The 19,331-nt window shown below is 63.7% G+C and carries 17 protein-coding genes; 8 read left to right on the top strand and 9 right to left on the bottom strand.

The annotated features are described in order from the left end of the window. The first annotated feature begins 32 nt into the window (after positions 1-32). Together GSQ88_RS02675 and GSQ88_RS02670 are read left to right on the top strand one after the other, a co-directional pair. Positions 33-1,481 (top strand): glutamine synthetase family protein, encoded by a 1,449-nt coding sequence (locus GSQ88_RS02675; protein ID WP_159005827.1) that lies wholly within the window; start codon positions 33-35, stop codon positions 1,479-1,481. Positions 1,482-1,781: 300 nt separating this feature from the next. Then, positions 1,782-2,558: an RDD family protein gene (locus tag GSQ88_RS02670; protein ID WP_159005826.1), complete on the top strand. Its 777-nt coding sequence runs from the start codon at positions 1,782-1,784 to the stop codon at positions 2,556-2,558. Between the two features lie 42 nt (positions 2,559-2,600). Here GSQ88_RS02670 and GSQ88_RS02665 read toward each other — a convergent pair whose 3' ends face one another. From GSQ88_RS02665 to GSQ88_RS02635, 7 genes are all read right to left on the bottom strand, one after another. Further along, positions 2,601-4,037, bottom strand: a complete 1,437-nt coding sequence (locus GSQ88_RS02665) for an MFS transporter (RefSeq protein WP_159005825.1) — start codon at positions 4,035-4,037, stop codon at positions 2,601-2,603. Positions 4,038-4,111: 74 nt separating this feature from the next. Further along, complete coding sequence (locus GSQ88_RS02660; protein WP_159005824.1) at positions 4,112-4,591, bottom strand: MarR family winged helix-turn-helix transcriptional regulator; 480 nt, start codon at positions 4,589-4,591, stop codon at positions 4,112-4,114. A gap of 244 nt (positions 4,592-4,835) precedes the next feature. Next, the gene (locus tag GSQ88_RS02655) at positions 4,836-5,561 is read right to left on the bottom strand and encodes an ABC transporter ATP-binding protein (protein WP_159005823.1); all 726 of its coding nucleotides are present in this window, start codon (positions 5,559-5,561) and stop codon (positions 4,836-4,838) included. Beyond that, the gene (locus GSQ88_RS02650) at positions 5,554-6,321 is read right to left on the bottom strand and encodes an ABC transporter ATP-binding protein (RefSeq protein ID WP_159005822.1); all 768 of its coding nucleotides are present in this window, start codon (positions 6,319-6,321) and stop codon (positions 5,554-5,556) included. Before GSQ88_RS02650 ends, GSQ88_RS02655 begins: the two co-directional genes overlap by 8 nt. Then, a complete protein-coding gene (locus GSQ88_RS02645; RefSeq protein ID WP_159005821.1) occupies positions 6,314-7,261 on the bottom strand; it encodes a branched-chain amino acid ABC transporter permease in 948 nt (315 codons plus the stop codon). The genes GSQ88_RS02650 and GSQ88_RS02645 overlap by 8 nt, the downstream gene beginning before the upstream one ends. Beyond that, positions 7,258-8,175, bottom strand: coding sequence for a branched-chain amino acid ABC transporter permease (locus GSQ88_RS02640; protein ID WP_159005820.1), 918 nt, complete (start codon positions 8,173-8,175; stop codon positions 7,258-7,260). Before GSQ88_RS02640 ends, GSQ88_RS02645 begins: the two co-directional genes overlap by 4 nt. A gap of 188 nt (positions 8,176-8,363) precedes the next feature. After that, positions 8,364-9,536: an ABC transporter substrate-binding protein gene (locus GSQ88_RS02635; RefSeq protein ID WP_159005819.1), complete on the bottom strand. Its 1,173-nt coding sequence runs from the start codon at positions 9,534-9,536 to the stop codon at positions 8,364-8,366. 371 nt (positions 9,537-9,907) lie between these two features. Here GSQ88_RS02635 and GSQ88_RS02630 point away from each other — a divergent pair, with 371 nt between their 5' ends. After that, positions 9,908-10,480 carry a DUF805 domain-containing protein gene (locus GSQ88_RS02630; RefSeq protein WP_246735036.1) on the top strand — a complete coding sequence of 191 codons (573 nt, stop codon included), beginning with the start codon at positions 9,908-9,910 and terminating at the stop codon, positions 10,478-10,480. 32 nt (positions 10,481-10,512) lie between these two features. On the opposite strand, the gene GSQ88_RS02625 is transcribed toward GSQ88_RS02630, so the two are convergent. Together GSQ88_RS02625 and GSQ88_RS02620 are read right to left on the bottom strand one after the other, a co-directional pair. Further along, positions 10,513-11,403, bottom strand: a complete 891-nt coding sequence (locus tag GSQ88_RS02625) for a sigma-70 family RNA polymerase sigma factor (protein ID WP_159005818.1) — start codon at positions 11,401-11,403, stop codon at positions 10,513-10,515. Between the two features lie 21 nt (positions 11,404-11,424). After that, complete coding sequence (locus GSQ88_RS02620; RefSeq protein WP_159005817.1) at positions 11,425-11,727, bottom strand: hypothetical protein; 303 nt, start codon at positions 11,725-11,727, stop codon at positions 11,425-11,427. 181 nt (positions 11,728-11,908) lie between these two features. On the opposite strand from GSQ88_RS02620, the gene GSQ88_RS02615 reads away from it, so the two are divergent. The 5 genes from GSQ88_RS02615 to atzF all read left to right on the top strand — a co-directional run bounded on the left by GSQ88_RS02615 (position 11,909) and on the right by atzF (position 19,320). Further along, positions 11,909-13,315 carry a DHA2 family efflux MFS transporter permease subunit gene (locus GSQ88_RS02615; protein ID WP_159005816.1) on the top strand — a complete coding sequence of 469 codons (1,407 nt, stop codon included), beginning with the start codon at positions 11,909-11,911 and terminating at the stop codon, positions 13,313-13,315. Positions 13,316-13,429: 114 nt separating this feature from the next. Beyond that, complete coding sequence (locus tag GSQ88_RS02610) at positions 13,430-14,704, top strand: NAD(P)/FAD-dependent oxidoreductase (RefSeq protein WP_159005815.1); 1,275 nt, start codon at positions 13,430-13,432, stop codon at positions 14,702-14,704. Between the two features lie 378 nt (positions 14,705-15,082). Then, entirely contained in the window at positions 15,083-15,805 is a 723-nt protein-coding gene (locus GSQ88_RS02600; RefSeq protein ID WP_159005814.1) for a cysteine hydrolase family protein, read from the top strand. 2 nt (positions 15,806-15,807) lie between these two features. Then, complete coding sequence (locus GSQ88_RS02595) at positions 15,808-17,463, top strand: regulator (RefSeq protein ID WP_159005813.1); 1,656 nt, start codon at positions 15,808-15,810, stop codon at positions 17,461-17,463. 54 nt (positions 17,464-17,517) lie between these two features. Then, the gene (gene atzF / locus GSQ88_RS02590; protein ID WP_159005812.1) at positions 17,518-19,320 is read left to right on the top strand and encodes an allophanate hydrolase; all 1,803 of its coding nucleotides are present in this window, start codon (positions 17,518-17,520) and stop codon (positions 19,318-19,320) included. Positions 19,321-19,331: the final 11 nt, after the last annotated feature.

The raw sequence follows: 19,331 nt of genomic DNA, 5'->3' as shown, positions 1-19,331 counted from the left end.
CATTGCGAGCGATACAGCGGGGGGTTAACGCGTTGAGTTTTGTCGAGCGTCACGGGCTGTGGTCGGCCGAGCAAAAAGAAGCCGCGCGCCGGCTGCGGAGCATCGTCGAGGAGAAAAAGCTCGAAGTCATCCGGCTCTCGTTTCCCGATCAGCACGGAATTTTGCGCGGCAAGACGCTGGTCGCGAGCGAAGCGCTGGCCTCGCTGGAAAGCGGCTGCTCCATCACCACGACGATGCTGGCCAAGGACACCTCGCACCGCACGGTGTTTCCGGTGTTCACCGCCGGAGGCGGCTTCGGCATGCGGGAGATGGAGGGTGCGGCCGACGTGCTGATGATCGCCGACCCCACCAGCTTTCGGGTGCTGCCCTGGGCGCCGGAAACCGGCTGGCTGTTGTGCGACATCCATTTTGCCGATGGACGGCCAGTGCCGTTCGCGACCCGCCATCTCTATCGCTCCGTGCTCGATCAACTTGGGAGCCGCGGCTACGATTTCATCGCCGGGCTCGAGGTCGAATTCCACATCTTCAAGCTCGAAGATGAAAAGATGTCGCCGGAGCATTCGGGACAACCGGGCGAGCCGCCAACGGTCAGCCTGCTGTCGCACGGCTATCAATATCTCACCGAACAGCGCTACGACCAGATGGAGCCGGTGCTGGAAATCATCCGGCGCGACGTGCTGGCGCTCGATCTGCCGTTGCGATCGATCGAGGTCGAGTTCGGCCCCAGCCAGTGCGAATTCACCTTCCGGCCGACGACCGGACTTGTGGCCGCCGACAACATGGTGCTGTTTCGTAGTGCCGTGAAGCAGATCGCGCGCCGCCACGGCTATCACGCCACCTTCATGTGCCGGCCGAAATTGCCCAATCTGTTTGCGTCCGGCTGGCATTTGCATCAGTCGATCGTTACGCGAGCGGGCGGCGAGAACGCCTTCATGGCCAAGAGCGGCGGCGAGCCCGACGGCGAAGTGCTGTCGGCGTTCGGCCGGCATTATCTTGCCGGCCTGTTGCAGCACGCGCGCGCCTCGGCGGTGTTCACGACGCCGACCATCAACGGCTACAAGCGCTATCGTTCCTACTCGCTGGCGCCGGACCGCGCGATCTGGGGCCGCGATAATCGCGGCGTAATGATCCGCATGCTCGGCGGCCGCGACGATCCCGCCACCCGGCTGGAGAACCGCATCGGCGAGCCCGCGGCCAATCCGTATCTCTATATGGCCTCGCAAATTCTCTCCGGCCTCGACGGCGTCGATCGTAAACTCGACCCCGGACCGTCCGCGGACGCGCCCTATGAAACCAAGGCCGCGCTGCTGCCCAAGACGCTGCGCGAAGCGGTGTTCGCGCTCAACGACGATCCGTTCTTCCGCGACAAATTCGGCGCGGAGTTCGTCGATTATTACGTCCACATCAAGAACGCCGAAATCGAGCGCTTCCAGGCCGAAGTATCGGAATGGGAACAGCGCGAATATTTCGAGATGTTTTGAAGGGGCGGTCCCTTCACCCTCCCCTGGAGGGGGAGGGTCGGCTCACATGGAGCGCAGCGAAATGTAAGCCGGGGTGGGGTGGGCTGAGTTGAATTGGCGACGCCTCGTTCCATTGCATCGCCGCCCCACCCCGAGCCCTGCTTCCTCGCCAGGAAACAATTGAAATCCTTGAAAGATGCAACTTATAAAAGAATTAACCCCCGTCCCGGATAACTCAAACAGTTACCGCGTCTTCCCCGCGAGATTTCTGCAACGTGCCCGGCGTGGCCGCCTGCATTTCGGCTGGACAGGATGGATCAAATGGATACCGGCGCTCCGCCGTCAGACGCGGCACTCGATCTTCCGAGGGGCGGGTGTTGGCGGAGATGGCTGGCAACGCTGATCGACTGCCTTGTGGTGATGATCCCATTTCAGATCCTGGCTGTCGTGCTGTTCAATCTGACGGCGGGAATGGTCCAAATGGACAGCGGACTTTACTCGTTCTGCGCACCAGCCGAGAAGATTCCGGAATTTCTCAATCCACCACCGCCGCATGATTCGAATTTCGCGCGCGTTTGCCGTTTCTCCTTCTTTGGCATGCCGAACGGTGCGACCCTCACGGTCGGCCGTACCACGCACGAGGCATCGGCGACGACGACGGTCTCTCAGGGCTACATGCTGGACAAGGACGGAACGCCGATCAGCGGCGCCGCCATCGACTGGCTCGTCCAATTGGCGCTTCTCGCCTATCTCGTCGGCATGATCTGGAAAACCGGAAGAACCGTGGGAGGTCGCATCCTCGGACTGAGGGTTATCGATACAACCCGGCCCGACACGTCCAAAGTTCCAATCCATAAAGCGGTGATCCGCTATCTGGCGATGGCGATCGGATTCGTGCCGATGTTTGCGGCTCTCGCCTATCAATACGCCGTCACCAATCACAGCGCGGACGCCATGTTCACCGGCGATTTCTTTCGTTGGTTTGCGTATGCCGCCGTGTTCGGGGGGCTATGGGCGATCGTGCTGATCATGCAGATCGCCATGAAGACAGACCCGTTCTACGACAGACTGGCCGGAACGGCCGTTGTAAGGGTCTGAGCATCGTGCCCGCAGGCTTGATCGGGCGCGTCGAAGCGGTCGCTACTTCCTTGCCCGGAAGAAAATGTAATTCGGAACGAGCCCCAGCGCGGCCACGCCGGCCATGATCCACCATCCCCGGTGAAACGCCGTGACGCGCTCCATCAGCGAGGACGGCGAGCCGATGATGGCCACGAAGATCGCGACGCCGACCGCGAGTGCGGCCTGCCGGATCATGTTGATGGCGCCGGAGCCGGTCGCGAACGAGGATGACGGCAGCCCCGCCACGCCGACGCCCATCAGGGTCGGGAACGTCAGGCCGACACCGATGCCGATCGGGATCATGCCGATCGAAACCAGCAGCGTCTCCGGCTGCGGTCCGATCATGGTCGCCCAGAACGCCAATCCCAGCATGAAGAAGAAGATTCCGGCGGTGATCACCGACGCCGCGCCGAAGCGCGCGATCAGCCGCCCCGCCAGCAATAGCGAGGTGATCGGGACCAATAGCGGCCCGGGCGCGATGGCAAGCCCGGTCTTCAGCGCCGACCATCCCCACGCGGTCTGTTCCCACAGGGCCACCGACAACAGCATCGCGCCGAAGGCGGCCGAATACGGCGCCATCACCAGAGCCGCGCCGGCGAATGGCTTGATGCGGAACAGCGCGGGATCGACGAACGGATTGGGTGAACGGAAGCAGCGCCACACAAACAGCGCCAGCAGGATGACGGCCGCGACGGCGCTGCCGGCAATGCCCGGCGAGCCCCATCCCCAATCGTTCACCTTGACGATGGCAAATGTCAGCGCGCCGATGCCGCCGGTCACGAGCGCAGCGTCCCCCGGGTTCGGCCGCGGCGCGGAATGGCCCGGAATTTGCGGCAATTTCCACCAGCCGATCAGCATCGCGATGATTCCGATCGGGACATTGACCAAAAAGATCCAGCGCCAGTTCACCGTCACCAGCAGGCCGCCGACGACAGGGCCCAGTGCCGCGGCGAGGCCGCCGATCGCGGTCCAGTTGCGCACCGCGGCGCCGCGACGCGCCGGCGGAAACGCCGCCATCAATAGTCCGAGCGAGGTCGGCGTCATCAACGCCGCGCCGGCCGCCTGCAGCACCCGAAACGCGATCAGCGTCTCGACATTGTAGGACACCGAACAGGCTGCCGAGGCCGCGGTGAACAGTCCGACACCGAGCAGAAAGCTGAGATCGCGGCGATAGCGCTCGGCCAGCCGGCCGAAGAACACCAGCAACGCCGCATAAGCGATCGCGTAGCCGTTGAGGATCCACGACATATCTTCCAGCGAGGCGTCCTTGAAGTCACGGCCGATATTGGGCAGCGCCACATTGACGATAAAGAGGTCGAGATTGGCAAGGCAGATGCCGACGCAGACGATGGCGAGCACCATCGGCGGCGACGCATCGCCGCGCCGTCGCGCCGGGGCCGGCGGAGCTTTCACGGCCTTGGCCGGGCCAAGATGGTCGTTGCGTACGATCTTGTTCATGGGTGGCCTTTCACAGCGGGATGACGCCGCCGCTTCGACGCGCGCACGGTCGTCTGATCAATTCTTGATGGTCGTCAGCGCAGCGAACCCTCGCCGGCGTCGGCCAGCGACGGATCGCGCGCGATCGTCCCCAGCACGGCTCGCAAGTCCGCCGCAGCGCGCCTGCCAAAGCCGCCTTCGAAACGCTCCTGCGCCACGCGCCAGAGCGGCTCCGCCGCCGCGAAACGCGAGCGACCCACTTTGGTCAAGGTGATACGCCGGCTGCGGCGATCCGCCTCGTCCTGCACCAGCGCAACCAGCCCTTCCCGCTCCAGCGGACGCAGGTTCTGCCCGATGGTCGACTGATCCATAACCAGCACTTCGGCCAGTTCACGGATCGTCGGCGGCGCCGCCCCCTGCCGCGCGATTTCGGTCAGCATGGCGTATTGCGTCGATTTCAGCCCGCACGGGGCCAACACGGAATCATAGAATTGCGACATCCGCCGTGATGCCTTGCGCAGCGCGGCGCAGTTGCAACGGCTCGGTCCGATGACGGGCGTAGATGCGGAGGTCATGCCTGCTCCAATATCGGGATATTCCGACTTTAATACAGGGATATCCCGATATTTGGGTCGAGTCAATGCTTGAGAGTTCGGCTTATGTTTCGGAAAGGGTCACCGCCAACAACGGCAGCGCGCCCCCTCTCCCCTTGTGGGAGAGGGCTGGGGTGAGGGGTCACGCACTCTCGTTATGTTGCTACCCCTCATCCGGCGCTTCGCGCCACCTTCTCCCACAAGGGGAGAAGGAAGAATCTCGGCCTCAAATCCCGAGATAGCGGTGCTGCAGATCGGGCTCGGCGATCAGCTGCGCCGAGGTGCCGCTCCATACGGCGCGGCCGCGCTCGATGATGTAGTGGCGGTCGGCGATGCGAACCAAATTGCCGACATTCTTGTCGATCACCAGCACCGACTGGCCCTTGGCCTTCAGCATCGACAGGCAATTCCAGATCTCGTCGCGGATCAAGGGGGCGAGGCCTTCGGTGGCCTCATCGAGGATCAATAGCCGCGGGTTGGTCATCAGCGCGCGGCCGATCGCCAGCATCTGCTGCTCGCCGCCGGACAGCGTGACGCCCATGTTGTTGCCGCGTTCGGCCAGCCGCGGAAACATCGCGTGGATCTTTTCGATGGTCCAGGGATCGGAGCTGCCGAGCCGATTGTGGGAGGCCGCGACCAGATTCTCGCGCACCGTCAAATTGGGAAAGATCTGACGCCCTTCGGGGACCAGACCGATGCCGAGTTGCGCGATCCGGAACGAGGGCAGCTTGCGGACGTCGCGCCCGCTAAATCTCAACGTCCCGGCGCGCGCCGGCGTCAGCCCCATGATGGAGCGGACGGTGGTGGTCTTGCCCATGCCGTTGCGGCCCATCAGGGCCACCATCTCGCCCGACCGAATCGACAGCGACATGCCGAACAGCACCTGGCTGAGGCCGTAGCAGGTCTCGATATCGGCGACCTCGAGCAGCGGCGTCGTTTCGGTGTCAGTCATGACGGGTCACCGCATGCTGCTCGCCGAGATAGGCCCGCTTGACATCCTCGTTGGTCCGGATCGCGGCCGGCACGTCGCAGGCGATAACGCGGCCATAGACCAGCACTGAAATGCGATCGGCCAGCGCGAACACCGCTTCCATGTCATGTTCGACCAGGATGATGGTGACTTCCCGCCGCAGCTCCTTCAGCAGCTCCACCATGCGCGCGGATTCCGAAACGCCAAGCCCGGCCATCGGCTCGTCCAGCAGCAGCAATCGCGGCTTGGTCGCGAGCGCGACCGCGAGTTCGAGCTGGCGCTGCTCGCCATGGCTCAACCGGGAGACGATCACATCGGCGCGTGGCTCGAGCCCGACCCTGGAAAGCGTCGCGTGCGCCGCTTCGCGCAGATGTTTTTCCTTGCGGGCGTTGCCCCAGAAATAAAACGAGTGGCCGTCATGGGCCTGCGCCGCCAGCGCGACATTGTCGGCCGCGGTGAAATCCCTCAGCAGCGAGGTGATCTGGAACGAGCGCGCCAGCCCGAGCGCGCTGCGCTTATAAGCAGGCAGCCGCGTGATATCGCGGCCACCGAAATGAATGCTGCCGGAATTGGGCTGCAACTGCCCGGTCAATTGGGTGATCAGCGTGGTCTTGCCGGCGCCATTGGGGCCGATGATCGCGTGCAGCTCGCCCTCGGCCGCCTGCAAGGACAGATTGTCGGTCGCGGTGATCCCGCCGAACGTCCGCACCAGATTCTCGACGCGCAGCAGCGGCTCAGTCACGGCCGGACCTCCCGAGCATGCCCATGATGCCGCCGCGCCCGAACAGCACGATCAGCAGCAGCAGCGGCCCCATCACCAGCGCCCAATATTCCGTGAGCTGCGAGAGAAACTCTTCCAGCAGCAAATAGACGATGGCGCCGATCACGGGCCCGAACAGCGAGCCCATGCCGCCAAGGATCACCATCACCATGAGATCGCCGGAGCGGGTCCAGTACATCACGGCCGGGCTGATGAAGTCGGTATTGTTGGCGTTAAGCGCACCGGATAGCCCGCACATCATGCCCGCGATCACGAAACAAACCAGCCGGTAGCGCGTCGCCGGAAAGCCGATCGCCTGCATGCGCGCCTCGTTGGAACGCAGGCCCTGCACCACGAGGCCAAAGCGCGAGTTGACGATGCGCCAGACCAAATAGATGCCGCCGAGCAGGCAAAAGAGGCAGAGATAATAGAATTGCACCTTGCCCGACAGGTTGATCAGGCCGCCGAAATCGCTGCGCTTGTAGATCGTCAAGCCGTCGTCGCCGCCGTAACGCGCCAGTCCCGAGGCGACGTAATAGGCCATCTGCGCGAAGGCCAGCGTGATCATGATGAAATAGACGCCGCGGGTGCGTAACGACAGCGCGCCGATCACCAGCGCGAACAGCGCCGAGGATGCCAGCGCCACCGGAAACTGGATAAATCCGGAGCCGATGCCCTCAAAGGCGAGAATGCCGACCGCATAGCCGCCGATGCCGAGATAGGCGGCATGGCCAAAGCTCATCATGCCGCCATAGCCCATGATCAGGTTGAGGCTGATAGCGGCCAGCGCGAAGATCACGATGCGGGTGAACAGCGTCAGGATGAAGATATTGCCGCTCAGCGAGGAATACAGCGGCAGCAGCACCAGCCCGGCGACGACCAGGGCTGCGACGGCATTGCGGGCGTTGAACGAGGCGGTCATCGTTTGCTGGCCGGAAACAGCCCCTCGGGGCGGATCACCAGCACGATCGCCATCAGCAAATAAATCAGCATCGAGGACAATGCGGGCGCCGCGGTCGACGCCGCCGCCGAGCTCAGGATTTTTCGCAGCAGGTCCGGCAGGAAGGCGCGGCCGAGCGTATCGATCATGCCGACGAAGATCGCCGCCAGGAACGCGCCGCGAATGGAGCCAATACCGCCGATCACGATGATGACGAAGGCAAGGATCAGGATGTTCTCACCCATGCCGATCTGCACCGTGAGGATCGGCGCCTGCATCAGCCCGGCGAGCCCGGCCAACGCGGCCCCGAGCCCGAACACCAGCGTGTAGAGCAGCTTGATGTTGATGCCGAGCGCGCCGATCATTTCGCGGTTGGAGGCGCCGGCGCGGATCAGCATCCCGACCCGGGTTTTCATCACCACCAGATAAAGCCCCAACGCGACCGCCAGCGCGACCACGATAATCGCGAGCCGATAGGCCGGATAGAATACGCCGGGCACGATCTGCACCGGCACCGTCAACCACGCCGGCAGCGGCAGCGCCAGTCCCGCCGGGCCCCAGATCAGCCGCACCGCGTCATTGAAGAAAAGAATGAGCCCAAACGTCGCCAGCACATGGTCGAGATGATCGCGGCCATAGAGATGCCGCAGCGCCACCAACTCCAGCACGATACCGAGCAGCAGGGAGGCGCCGAGCGCCAATACGATGCCAAGCAGGAAATTGCCGGTCCACGCGACGAAGGTCGCGGCGAAATAGGCGCCCATCATATAGAGCGAGCCGTGCGCCAGATTGACCAGGTCCATGATGCCGAACACCAGGGTCAATCCGGCCGCCAACAGAAACAGCAACAGCCCGAACTGCAACCCGTTCAGGAATTGTTCGACGACAAGCAGCATGGTTACTCTGGGTTATCAGTAGGATGGGTAGAGCGAAGCGAAACCCATCAACCGCTTTCCGTGAAATGATGGGTTTCGCTTCGCTCTACCCATCCTACGGTCTGAGATAATTGCTAGCAAAACACGTGCCGCCAACAAAACAGCGGCGGCACCGAAAGCACCGCCGCCGGTCTAAGGCAAAGCCCAGATCACTTCATCGGACATTTGTCGTGGAAGCTGTCCTGGGCGTCCTTGACGATGGTGGCGACGGTTTTCAGCGACAGCGCGCCGTCGGCATCCTTCACCACATCCTGCAGATAGAAGTTCTGCACCGGGATGTGGTTGTTGCCGTATTTGAACGGGCCGCGCAGCGACTTGAAATCGGCCTTCTCCATCGCGGCCTTCATCACGTCCTTTTTGCTGGTGTCGCCACCGGCCGCCACCACCGCGCTGTCGATCAATTGCGCCGCGTCATAGGCTTGCGCGCCATAATAGGTCGGGCGCAGGCCGGGATATTTCTTGCGGTAGTCGTCGACGAAGCGCTTGTTCTGCTCGCCGGGCAGGTCGTTGACCCATTCCTGCGCGCCGGGAACGCCGATCGCATTGTCCTTCTGCAGCGGCAGCGACAATTCGTCGATGGTGAACGCGGTATAAAGCGGGATCTGCGCCTTGATGCCGGCCTGGGCATATTGATTGAGGAACTGGACCCCGGCCGCGCCCGGATAGAACACGAAGATCGATTCCGCGCCCGAGGCCTTGGCCTTGGAGAGCTCGGCCGAGAAATCGAGCTGGCTCGGCCACACGGTATATTCCTCGCCCTTGATCTCGCCCTTGAACGTGCTCTTGACGCCGGCCAGCATGTCCTTGCCGGCGGCATAGTTCGGGCCGATCAAAAACACCGACTTGACGCCCTTCTGGTTCATGTAAAGCCCCATCGCCGCCGGGGTCTGGTCATTCTGCCAGGAGGTCGAGAACACGTAAGGCGAACACAGATCGCCGGCGAGCTGCGACGGTCCGGCGTTGGCCGAGATCAGGAAGGTGCCTGAGTCGACCGCGGTCTTCAGCGAGGCCAGCAGCACGTTCGACCAGATATAGCCGGCGATGAAGTCGACCTTGTCGGACTGCACCAGCTTCTCGGTCTTCTGCTTGCCGATATCCGGCTTCTGCTGATCGTCTTCGTAGATCACCTCGACCGGCTTGCCGGCCATCTTGCGCCCCATGTGATCGAGCGCCAGCTCGAACGAGTTGCGCATGTCGTTGCCGATCACCGCGGTCGGTCCGCTGAAGGTCGAAACGAACCCGATCTTGATGCTATCGCCCGCCATCGCGGGGCCTGCCAGCGCCAGAGCCGTCGCGCCCGCCAGCCAGAAACCTGTCTTCATCGTCTGTTCCCTCCTCACAATTGACCTCACCCACCGGCCGAACCAATGGCTCGGTCTTGCCCCGTTGGAAGAGCGTTCCCCGCCCAGGTTTGGGCATGCGTTTATTATTGGCCGCGATGGTATGAGCGGTGACGCATTTTGTGCGCGAAATCCCGCGCTGGCGGCAAGCGCGAACCGCCACTCCCCCCTAGAACCTTCGGCCCATTCCCCAACCAGCCATGCACCATAATTCGCAGTGGCCGCGAATGGCAAGGAATTATAGTTCCACAGCGACCGGCCAAATCGAAGCCATCAGGGTAAGCCGCCGGAAACCATGACCTGAGGGATAGCGGGAGGGTTCACGGCGGCGGAAAGCAATCCAAAAGGAATCCATGCGTAATTGGGCCGAAAAGGATCGGGCGATGCTGGGTTTCATCTTCGGCTTGAATGCGCGGCTTGGACGGCTGCAGTATTTCCTGAGCATCATGGGCCTCGCCGTGGTGATGACCGGGATCTGCTTTCTAATGGCGCGCGAGAGCTTCGACGCCGCCGCCAACGGCCTCCCGCCGTCGATCGAAATGATCCAGGGGCCGGCGATCATCGTCGGCATCGTCTTCCTGTTGGTCACCTTGACCCTGCAAGCGATGCGCTTGCGGGATATCGGATGGGACCCGGTCTGCGTGATCCCCGGCTTGTTCGTGGTCCTGATGGCCGACATGGTGGTCGCGAGGAAATTCCCCAGCTTGTCGCTTGGACCCGAGCATCACGGCACCGCGGTCGGCGCATTGGTCAATCTTGGGCTGTTGCTGGCGCTGTTTTTTTGGCCGAGCGCCCATGATGAGGAACAGATGCCGACCTTCAATGAACCGCGCCGGGCTGATCCTGCGCGCAGCAGCGGCGCCGCTTCGGTCGCCGCCGAACGTATCGCGCGCGCCAGCGGCGAACTCGGCCGCCGGGCGGTCTAATCGACCGCGGCGGTCCCGGACAAACACTGCGCTCACATCGAGTACTCCGCGCCATCGATGACGTAAGCGGCGTGACGAAAGTCGCGGATCGCCGCGACCTTGTCGGCCGACCATTGCAACAGCATGAAGTATTTCGGCGGCGCGCCCATTTGGTTCGGATCGAACACCAGGATCGCAGGCCGGCCTTCCAGCAATCCCGGCACCAGATGCCAATCCGTGACCTTGGAATAATTGCCGAAATAGCGCGACACCTCGGCCTTGCCGTCGAGGCGAAGCTTGTTGACGAGTTCAAGCCGCACGTCTTCCGATATCATGGCGCGAATGGCATCGAAATCCCGCGCGTTGAAGCGCGCGACATAGGCGCCAAGCCGGTCGCGGTCGGCTTGCGACATCTGCGCCGGCGCGGAATCGTCCGGCGCATCGGCCAATTCGCGCAGTTGCGCGCGCCCGCGATGCAGCGCCGCCTTGACCGCGGGCAGGCTGAAATCCATCACGTCGCAGACTTCCCGCAGCGAGCAGCCGAGCACGTCCATCAGGATCACGCTGGAGCGTTGCGCGACCGGAAGCCGCATGAAGGTACGCAGGCTGGCGCCGGCGATCTGGCGGCTGGTGACGGCATCGACCGGGTCGGCGATCATGTCTACCTCCTCACCCGAGTGCAGCGCTTGGCTCCGGTTGCGGCGGCGCAGGAAATCCAGCGCGGTGTTGTGCGCGATCCGGAACAGCCAGCCCTCGGGATGATGAAGCGGACCGGCGGAGGCAAACGACTCCACCGCCTTGATCAAGGCATCCTGCAACACGTCCTCGCCGTCGATCACCGAGCCCGTCATGCGCGCGCAATAGCGATGCAGCTTCGGCCGCATGCTCACCAGAAGGCCGTTGAGGTCGGCGATGGCCGCCGGTGAAGCCGGGATTTCCTTCATTCTGCGCCTGCAATTCCTCGATCACTGATCCAGCATGCGATAATTGCCGACGATGATAGCACCTCCGGCCTCAGGCGGCTCGATACAACGTTCGCGAATGCCGCTCTGAAAAAGCCTGAAGGCGGCCAAACCTGGAATGGCGCTGGCGGCATCGGCCTCGGTCTCGACCAGATGGATAAAATGATCGTCCTCGAGCCGCAGCGTAAGATAGCGCACGCCTTCGGGCCTCGCATCCTTCAATTCCGCAAACACCGCGGCGATCAACGCCGCATTGGTGTCGGCCATTTCCGGCCTGGTCTTATACCTGATCAGGGTTCGTTTCATCGCTCACGCTCCATGCTTCGCACGACGAGACATCATCGCGTCCTGCCGCAGTGACGTTCGGCGGGGCGATAAGGATTCGGCCGAAAAGAAAATATTTTCGGGCTGCATCCTTGGCCGGTTCCGGTTCGTCCCTGGCATCAGCGCCGCGCAAGGCCGGCGTCGGGCAGATGGGAGAATGACGATGCAGGACATTTATGATCGGCGGGCGAAGAACTGGACACTCGGCATCGTCGCTTTGGCGTCCTTCATGATGGCGCTGGACGCGTTGATCGTGACCACGGCCTTTGCCACCATCCGCCAGGACTTCAACGTCTCGGTCGAGACGCTGCAATGGGTGGTCAACGCCTACAATCTGAGTTTCGCGGTGCTGCTGCTGACGGGTGCGGCCCTTGGCGACCTTTTCGGACGGCGCCGGCTGTTTGCCGCGGGCATAGCCCTGTTCACGCTGGCGTCGGTGGTCTGCGCGCTGTCGGGCAGCGCGGCATGGCTGATCGCCGCGAGACTGGCGCAAGGCGCCGCCGCCGCGCTGGTGATGCCGCTCGGGATGGCGATCCTCAGCGCCGCCTTTGCCAAAGAAGAACGCGCCCGCGCGCTCGGCATCTTCAGCGGCGTGACCGGATTTGCCCTCATCGTCGGACCGGCCGCCGGCGGCCTCATCAGCGAGAATCTCGGATGGCGCTGGGTGTTCTGGATCAATCTTCCGATCGGAATGATCGCCATCGCGCTGGCGCTGACACGGCTGCGCGAGAGTTTTGGCCCCAAGGCCGCCCTCGATATCCCGGGCCTCGTCACGGTCGCCGGTGCTGCCTTGGCGCTGGTATGGGGTCTGTTGCGCGGCAACACGCTGGGATGGGCCAGCCTCGAAGTCATGAGCGCGCTCGGTGCGGGGACGCTGCTCGCGGTCATGTTCTTGAGTTGGGAAATGCGGACGCCCGCGCCGATGGTGCCGATGCGGCTGTTTCGCGCGCCGGCGTTTTCCGCCGGCGTTGCCGCCAGCTTTTTGTTCTATGCCGCGATGTACGGCGTGCTGTTTCTGCTGCCGCAATTTCTGCAGACCACGCTGAGTTTCGGACCGCTCGGCGCCGGGCTTCGGTTGTTGCCATGGACCGCGACGCTGTTCGTCACCGCACCGGTGGCGGGTGCGATCGTCAACAAATTCGGCGAACGGCCGCTGGTCGCGACCGGATTGACGATGCAGGCGATCGGCCTTGGCTGGATGGCGATGCTCGCCGCCCCCGGCACCAACTATCCGGCATTGGTGGCGCCACTGGTGCTGGCCGGAATCGGCGTATCGATGGCGATGCCGGCAGCGCAGAACGCGATCCTTGGTTCGGTCGCGGCGACCGAAATCGGCAAGGCCTCCGGCATCTTCAACATGGCGCGCTTTCTCGGCGGCATGTTCGGCATCGCCGCGATGGTGGCGGTGTTCTCGGCGCAGGGCGGGGTGGGTTCGGCGACAAGCTTCGGCGCCGGCTTTGCCCCGGCGATGATGGTTGCAGCGACCTTGTCGTTGCTGGGGGCGTGCGCAGGTCTCGCGCTTCCGCCACGTCGGCGCCCAGCTTCCACCCCAGCCGCCCAGAACGCCTGAGATCGATCGCGATACGCTATCGGCCGATTGGCAAACGGCGCTTGGACCGGCGCGTGCAACAGACTACATTTAGATGGAGCGCGCGAAGACACCCGGAACCCAAGGCGGCATTCCATGACGACAGCGCCGGCAACACCCCATCGCGTCGTGGTCGTCGGCGCCGGCTTTGGCGGCCTGCAGGCGACGTTTGACCTGAGAGGCGCGCCGGTCAACATCACACTGATCGACCGGCGCAACCACCATCTGTTCCAGCCGCTGTTGTACCAGGTCGCGACCGCTTCGCTGGCAACATCGGAGATCGCCTGGCCGATCCGTTATCTGTTGCGCGACCGGCCCGAAGTGACGACGCTGTTCGCGACGGTGACCGGCGTGGACGCCAACACCAAACGCGTGCTGCTCGAAGACGGCGACGCGCAGCCCTATGACACGCTCGTTCTCGCCACCGGCGCGCGACACGCGTATTTCGGCCACGACGAATGGGAGCCGTTCGCGCCCGGCCTGAAAACCCTCGAAGACGCCACCACGTTGCGGCGGCGTATCCTGGTCGCGTTTGAACGCGCCGAGCGCGAGACCGATCCGGCACGCCGCGCCGCGCTCCTGACCTTCGTCATCGTCGGCGCGGGACCCACCGGCGTCGAACTCGCCGGCACCATCGCCGAACTGGCGCAGGACACGCTGCCGCCGGACTTCCGCAACATCGACACCCACAAGACCCGCGTCGTGCTGATCGAGGCGGGCCCGCGCGTACTCGCAGGCTTCGCCGACGATCTGTCGGCCTATGCGCAAGCCGCGCTGGAAAAAATCGGCGTCGAGGTGATGCTGGGACAGGCCGTCACCGAATGCTCGGCCGATGGCGTGGTCTATGGCGGCCACAAGCTCGACGCCAAAACCCTGATCTGGGCGGCCGGCGTCCGCGCCTCGCCCGCCGCCGAATGGCTCGGCGCACCGGCCGATCGCGCCGGACGGCTACAGGTCGAGCCCGACCTTACCGTTCCCGGCCATCCCGATATCTTTGCCGTCGGTGATACCGTCATGGTCGCGGATCCCGACGGCAATCCGGTGCCGGGCATTGCACCGGCGGCCAAGCAGCAGGGACACTATGTCGCCGACACCATCAAGGCGCGGCTGCGCGGCGGCAAACTGGCGCCATTCCGTTACAAGCATGCCGGCAGCCTCGCGCAAATCGGCAAAAAGCAGGCGGTGATCGATTTCGGCCGCTTCAAGCTGCGCGGCACGCTGGCGTGGTGGCTCTGGGGTATCGCGCACATCTATTTCCTGATCGGCCTGCGCAACCGCTTGAGCGTCGCGCTGAGCTGGCTGTGGAGCCATGCGCGCGATCAGCGCTCCGCGCGCCTGATCACGCAAGGCAGCAGCAAGGTGGTCCGCTAGAGCGTTTTCCAGCCAACGGGTCGCGCGAATGCGCGCCTGATGACAGGCTCCGTGGACACCGGGTCGCGCTAAGAAAACGCGTCAAAACAAAAGACTAGAGTCCCGTTCCGATTCCATCGGAACGGAAAAGGCTCTAGCGTTTTATCTCGCGGCCTGACACTGCACGAATTATGCGCGTGTATGCAGCGCGCTCAACTAATATGCAAAGAGCTCTGATCAAGACGGCGAACAAAGAATAAGCAGCCGTCCCACCGACCAATCAACCATTTGAATTTGATCGATGATTCCAGGCGCCGTGAGCGCCTTGCGCCGTTGTACACAATGGCACGCCCTTTGCTTAGCTCCGAGTCGGGAATTGTTCGGCTCGGGGAATTATCAATGACGAGCTCCAAATATCCAAGCCACAGCACCGTCATCGCGGAGCCGGGTCCGATCGACCTCGACTGGTCAAAGACCGCGCTCGTCATCATCGACATGCAGCGCGACTTCATGGAGCCCGGCGGCTTCGGTGAAACGCTCGGCAACGACGTCTCGCAACTGGCGCGCGCGATAAAGCCGATCGCGGCATTGCTGGGCATGGCGCGGGACGCGGGAATTCTCGTCATCCACACCCGCGAAGGACATTTGCCTGATCTGTCCGACGCACCTGTGGCCAAGGTCGAACGCGGCGCACCGTCGTTGCGCATCGGCGACCCCGGACCGATGGGACGGATCCTGATCCGCGGCGAAGCCGGCCACGACATCATCCCACAGCTCTATCCGCTCGACAGCGAGATCGTGATCGACAAGCCCGGCAAGGGCGCGTTCTACGCGACCGAAATGGGCGATCTCTTGCAGAAATACGGCATCGAGAATTTGCTGGTGTGCGGCGTCACCACCGAAGTCTGCGTCAACACCACCGTGCGCGAGGCCAACGACCGCGGCTACCGCTGCGTCGTGGTGTCGGACGGCTGCGCCTCCTACTTCCCCGAATTCCACGAGATGGGCCTGAAGATGATCAAGGCCCAAGGCGGCATTTTCGGCTGGGTCACCGACTCGGCTGCGATCCTACAAGCGATTTCACTGGAGACTTCGAAAGCAACAGCAACAGCAGGGGCATAACGATGAGCACGACCACAGGGACTGCCGTAAAGCCTGACTTCAAACCCGAGCTATGGACGCCGGGCGACTGGAATGCCTTTTTCGGTTTCGGTACCAACATCCTCGTCAACATGCTGGTGCTGACCGGCCTGTTGCGCTTCGTGCTCAAGATGCCGGATTCGCTGGTGTTCGGCCGCATTCTGCCCGCGGTTGGGCTGATGATGTGTCTTTCGACGTTCTACTACGCGTTTCTCGCCTATCGGCTGGCGCAAAAGACCGGCCGCAGCGATGTCTGCGCGCTGCCGTCGGGCATCAGCGTGCCGCATATGTTCATCGTCACCTTCGTGATCATGCTGCCAATCACGATCAAGACCGGCGATCCCCTGAAGGGCTGGTCGGCCGGCCTGGTCTGGGTGTTCTTTCAAAGCTTTGTTCTGATGATCGGCGGCTTCATCGCGCCGTATATTCGCAAGATCACGCCCCGCGCCGCCCTGCTCGGCACGCTGGCCGGCGTCGCCGTGACCTTCATCTCGATGCGCCCGGCGTTGGAGATGTACATGACGCCGCAGATCGGGCTGGTGTGTTTCGCCATCATCCTGGCCGGCTGGTTCGGCGGGGTGAAGTACCCAAAGGGAATCCCCGCCGGAGCCGTCGCCATCGTGGTCGGCATGATCATCGCCTGGGGCTCGAACTTGCTCGGCTACAATCTGGGCGGCTTGAGTGTCAAAGGCGTCGGCGATGCCTTCGCGAATTTCGGCTTCTCGGTGCCGCTGCCGGCGGTCGGTCAGGTGTTCTCCGGGTTTGAATTCCTCGGGGTCATCCTGGTCACCGCGATCCCGTTCGGCATCTACGATCTCGTCGAGTCCATGGACAATGTCGAAAGCGCGGAAGCCGCCGGCGACGAATATCCGACCACGCGGGTCCTGACCGCCGACGGCATCGTCAGCCTGATCGGCTGCCTGATGGGCAACCCCTTCATCAACGCGGTCTATATCGGCCATGCCGGCTGGAAGGCGATGGGCGGGCGGATCGGTTATTCGGCCGCGACCGGAATCATGGTCGTGGTGCTCAGCTGGTTCGGCATCATCTCGGTCCTGCTGGCGCTGGTGCCGGTGGTCGCGATCTCGCCGATCCTGCTCTATATCGGCATGCTGATCGGCGCACAGGCGTTCCAGACCACGCCGATCAAGCATGCGCCGGCGATCGTGCTGGCGCTGACGCCGCATTTCGCGGCCTGGGCCAAGCTGCAGATCGACACCATGCTTGGTTCGACGCTCAACGCCGCCCAGGCAGTCGGAGGCCTCGCCGCCGACAAGGTCGGCGCGGTCAAGACCGCGGCGATCGCCGCTCTGCCGCAGCAGGGCGTGCTCTATCACGGGCTGGAAGTGATGGGCGGTGGTTCGATCCTGGCCGGCCTGGTGCTGGGTGCGATCGGCGTGTTCGTGATCGACCGTGAGTTCAACAAGGCCGCGGCTTTCGCCTTTGCCGGCGCGATCATGACCTATTTCGGCTTCATGCACGGTGAATCGGTCGGCATTGGCGGCGGATTGGGCGTGACGCCGGGTGTGGCCCTGGCTTATGCTGTGGTGGCGGTCGGATTTTTCGCGGTGGAGAAGTTCGGCACCAGCACCGTTAGCCTTTCGCATCCGGAGATGCCTCTTGCAGCCCCTGCCGAATAAGTTGCGACGACCCGACAAGACCGAGGCGCGCCCGACCGGGCTCAGGGCGGCCTCGTGACCGAAACCGTTGCTGCCATTGTCGCCGCGCATCGCGCGGGCACACGATCGCCTGCGCAAACCGTCGCACGTACCTACCAGCGCATCCGCGACCACAACGACCCCGCCATCTTCATCAGCCTTCGCGATGAAAAGGACGCGATCGCGGAGGCCGAGGCGCTGACCAAAAAGGACGCCGCGCAGCTGCCGCTCTACGGCGTCCCGTTCGCGGTCAAGGACAATATCGACGCGCTGGGCCTGCCGACCACCGCGGCCTGCCCGGCTTTCTCGTATATGCCGGCGCACGATGCCACGGCGGTGGCAAGACTGCGCGCAGCCGGCGCCATCACGATCGGCAAGACCAATCTCGATCAGTTCGCCACCGGCCTGGTCGGCGTGCGCTCGCCCTATGGCATCCCCATCAACCCGATCCGCGCCGATTTGATTCCGGGCGGGTCGAGTTCGGGATCGAGCGTCGCGGTATCCGCCGGCCTGGTGCCGCTGGCGCTCGGCACGGATACGGCGGGATCCGGCCGCGTGCCGGCGATGCTCAACAACATCGTCGGACTGAAGCCGAGCCTCGGGCTGATCTCGACCGCGGGCCTGGTGCCGGCCTGCCGCACGCTGGACTGCATTTCGATCTTTTCACTGACGGTCGATGACGCCATCGCGGCGCTGCAAGTGGTGGCCGGCCCCGACGGCGCCGATCCGTTTTCGCGCGACCGGCCGCTGGCGGCGATGACCGCGTTTCCGCAAAATCTCAGGCTGGGCGTTCCGCGCAACGGCCAACTGATCTTCTTCGGCGACAAGGCCGCGGAGGCGGCCTTTGGCGAGGCGCTGAAGCGCTGGACGTCGCTGGGCGCCACGCTGGTCGAGTTCGACCTCGAACCGTTCTATGAGACCGCGCGGTTGCTCTATGAGGGACCGTGGGTCGCCGAGCGTTATCTGGTGATCCGCAATCTGCTGGCATCGTCGCCGGACTCGATCCACCCTGTGACGCGCGAGATCACGGCGGCCGGCGCGCGGCTGACCGCGTCCGATACCTTTGCCGCACTTTATCGCTTGCAGGCGCTGCGGCGCGTCGCTGAGCGTGCCTTCGCCCATCTCGATGCGATCGTGCTGCCGACGGCGCCGACCGCCTATTCGACCGCGCAGGTGCTGGCCAACCCGATCGAACTCAACTCCAGGCTCGGCACCTACACCAATTTCGTCAATCTGCTCGACCTTTGCGGCCTGGCCTTGCCGGCGGCGATGCGGCCCGACGGCATTCCGTTCGGCATCACGCTGCTGGCGCCGGCAGGCAAGGACGCATTGCTCGCCAGCATCGGCCGCGTCTTCCATGCCGAGACCAAATTGCCCCTCGGCGCCGGAAGCCTGCCGCAGCCGCCGCTCGCAGCCATGCCGGCCATGACCAGCGGCGACGAGATCGCCATCGCGGTGGTCGGCGCGCATCTGTCGGGCATGGCGCTCAATGACGAACTGACAGAGCTCGGCGGACGATTGCTGGAGGCAACCGCGACGGCCGCGGATTACAAGCTCTACGCGCTCGATACCACGCCGGCGAAACCCGGCATGCTGCGGGTCGCACCTGGTACGGGATCATCGATCGCGCTGGAAGTCTGGGCGCTGCCGGCAGCCGCCTTCGGCAAATTCGTCGCTGCGATCCCGCCCCCGCTGTCGATCGGCACGGTGCGGCTGGCCGATGGCCGCGGCGTCAAGGGATTCATCGTCGAGCCCGTCGACATCTCCGGCGCCCGCGATATTTCGGGCTTCGGCGGCTGGCGTACGTTCATGGCGGAGAAGGTCGCGAATAGCGAATAGCGAGTGGCGAA

This window comes from Bradyrhizobium sp. S69 (assembly GCF_009766005.1).
Lineage (GTDB): Bacteria > Pseudomonadota > Alphaproteobacteria > Rhizobiales > Xanthobacteraceae > Bradyrhizobium.
The sequence above is the reverse complement of the archived record's forward strand: the minus strand, read 5'-3'. Positions and strand labels throughout refer to the sequence as shown.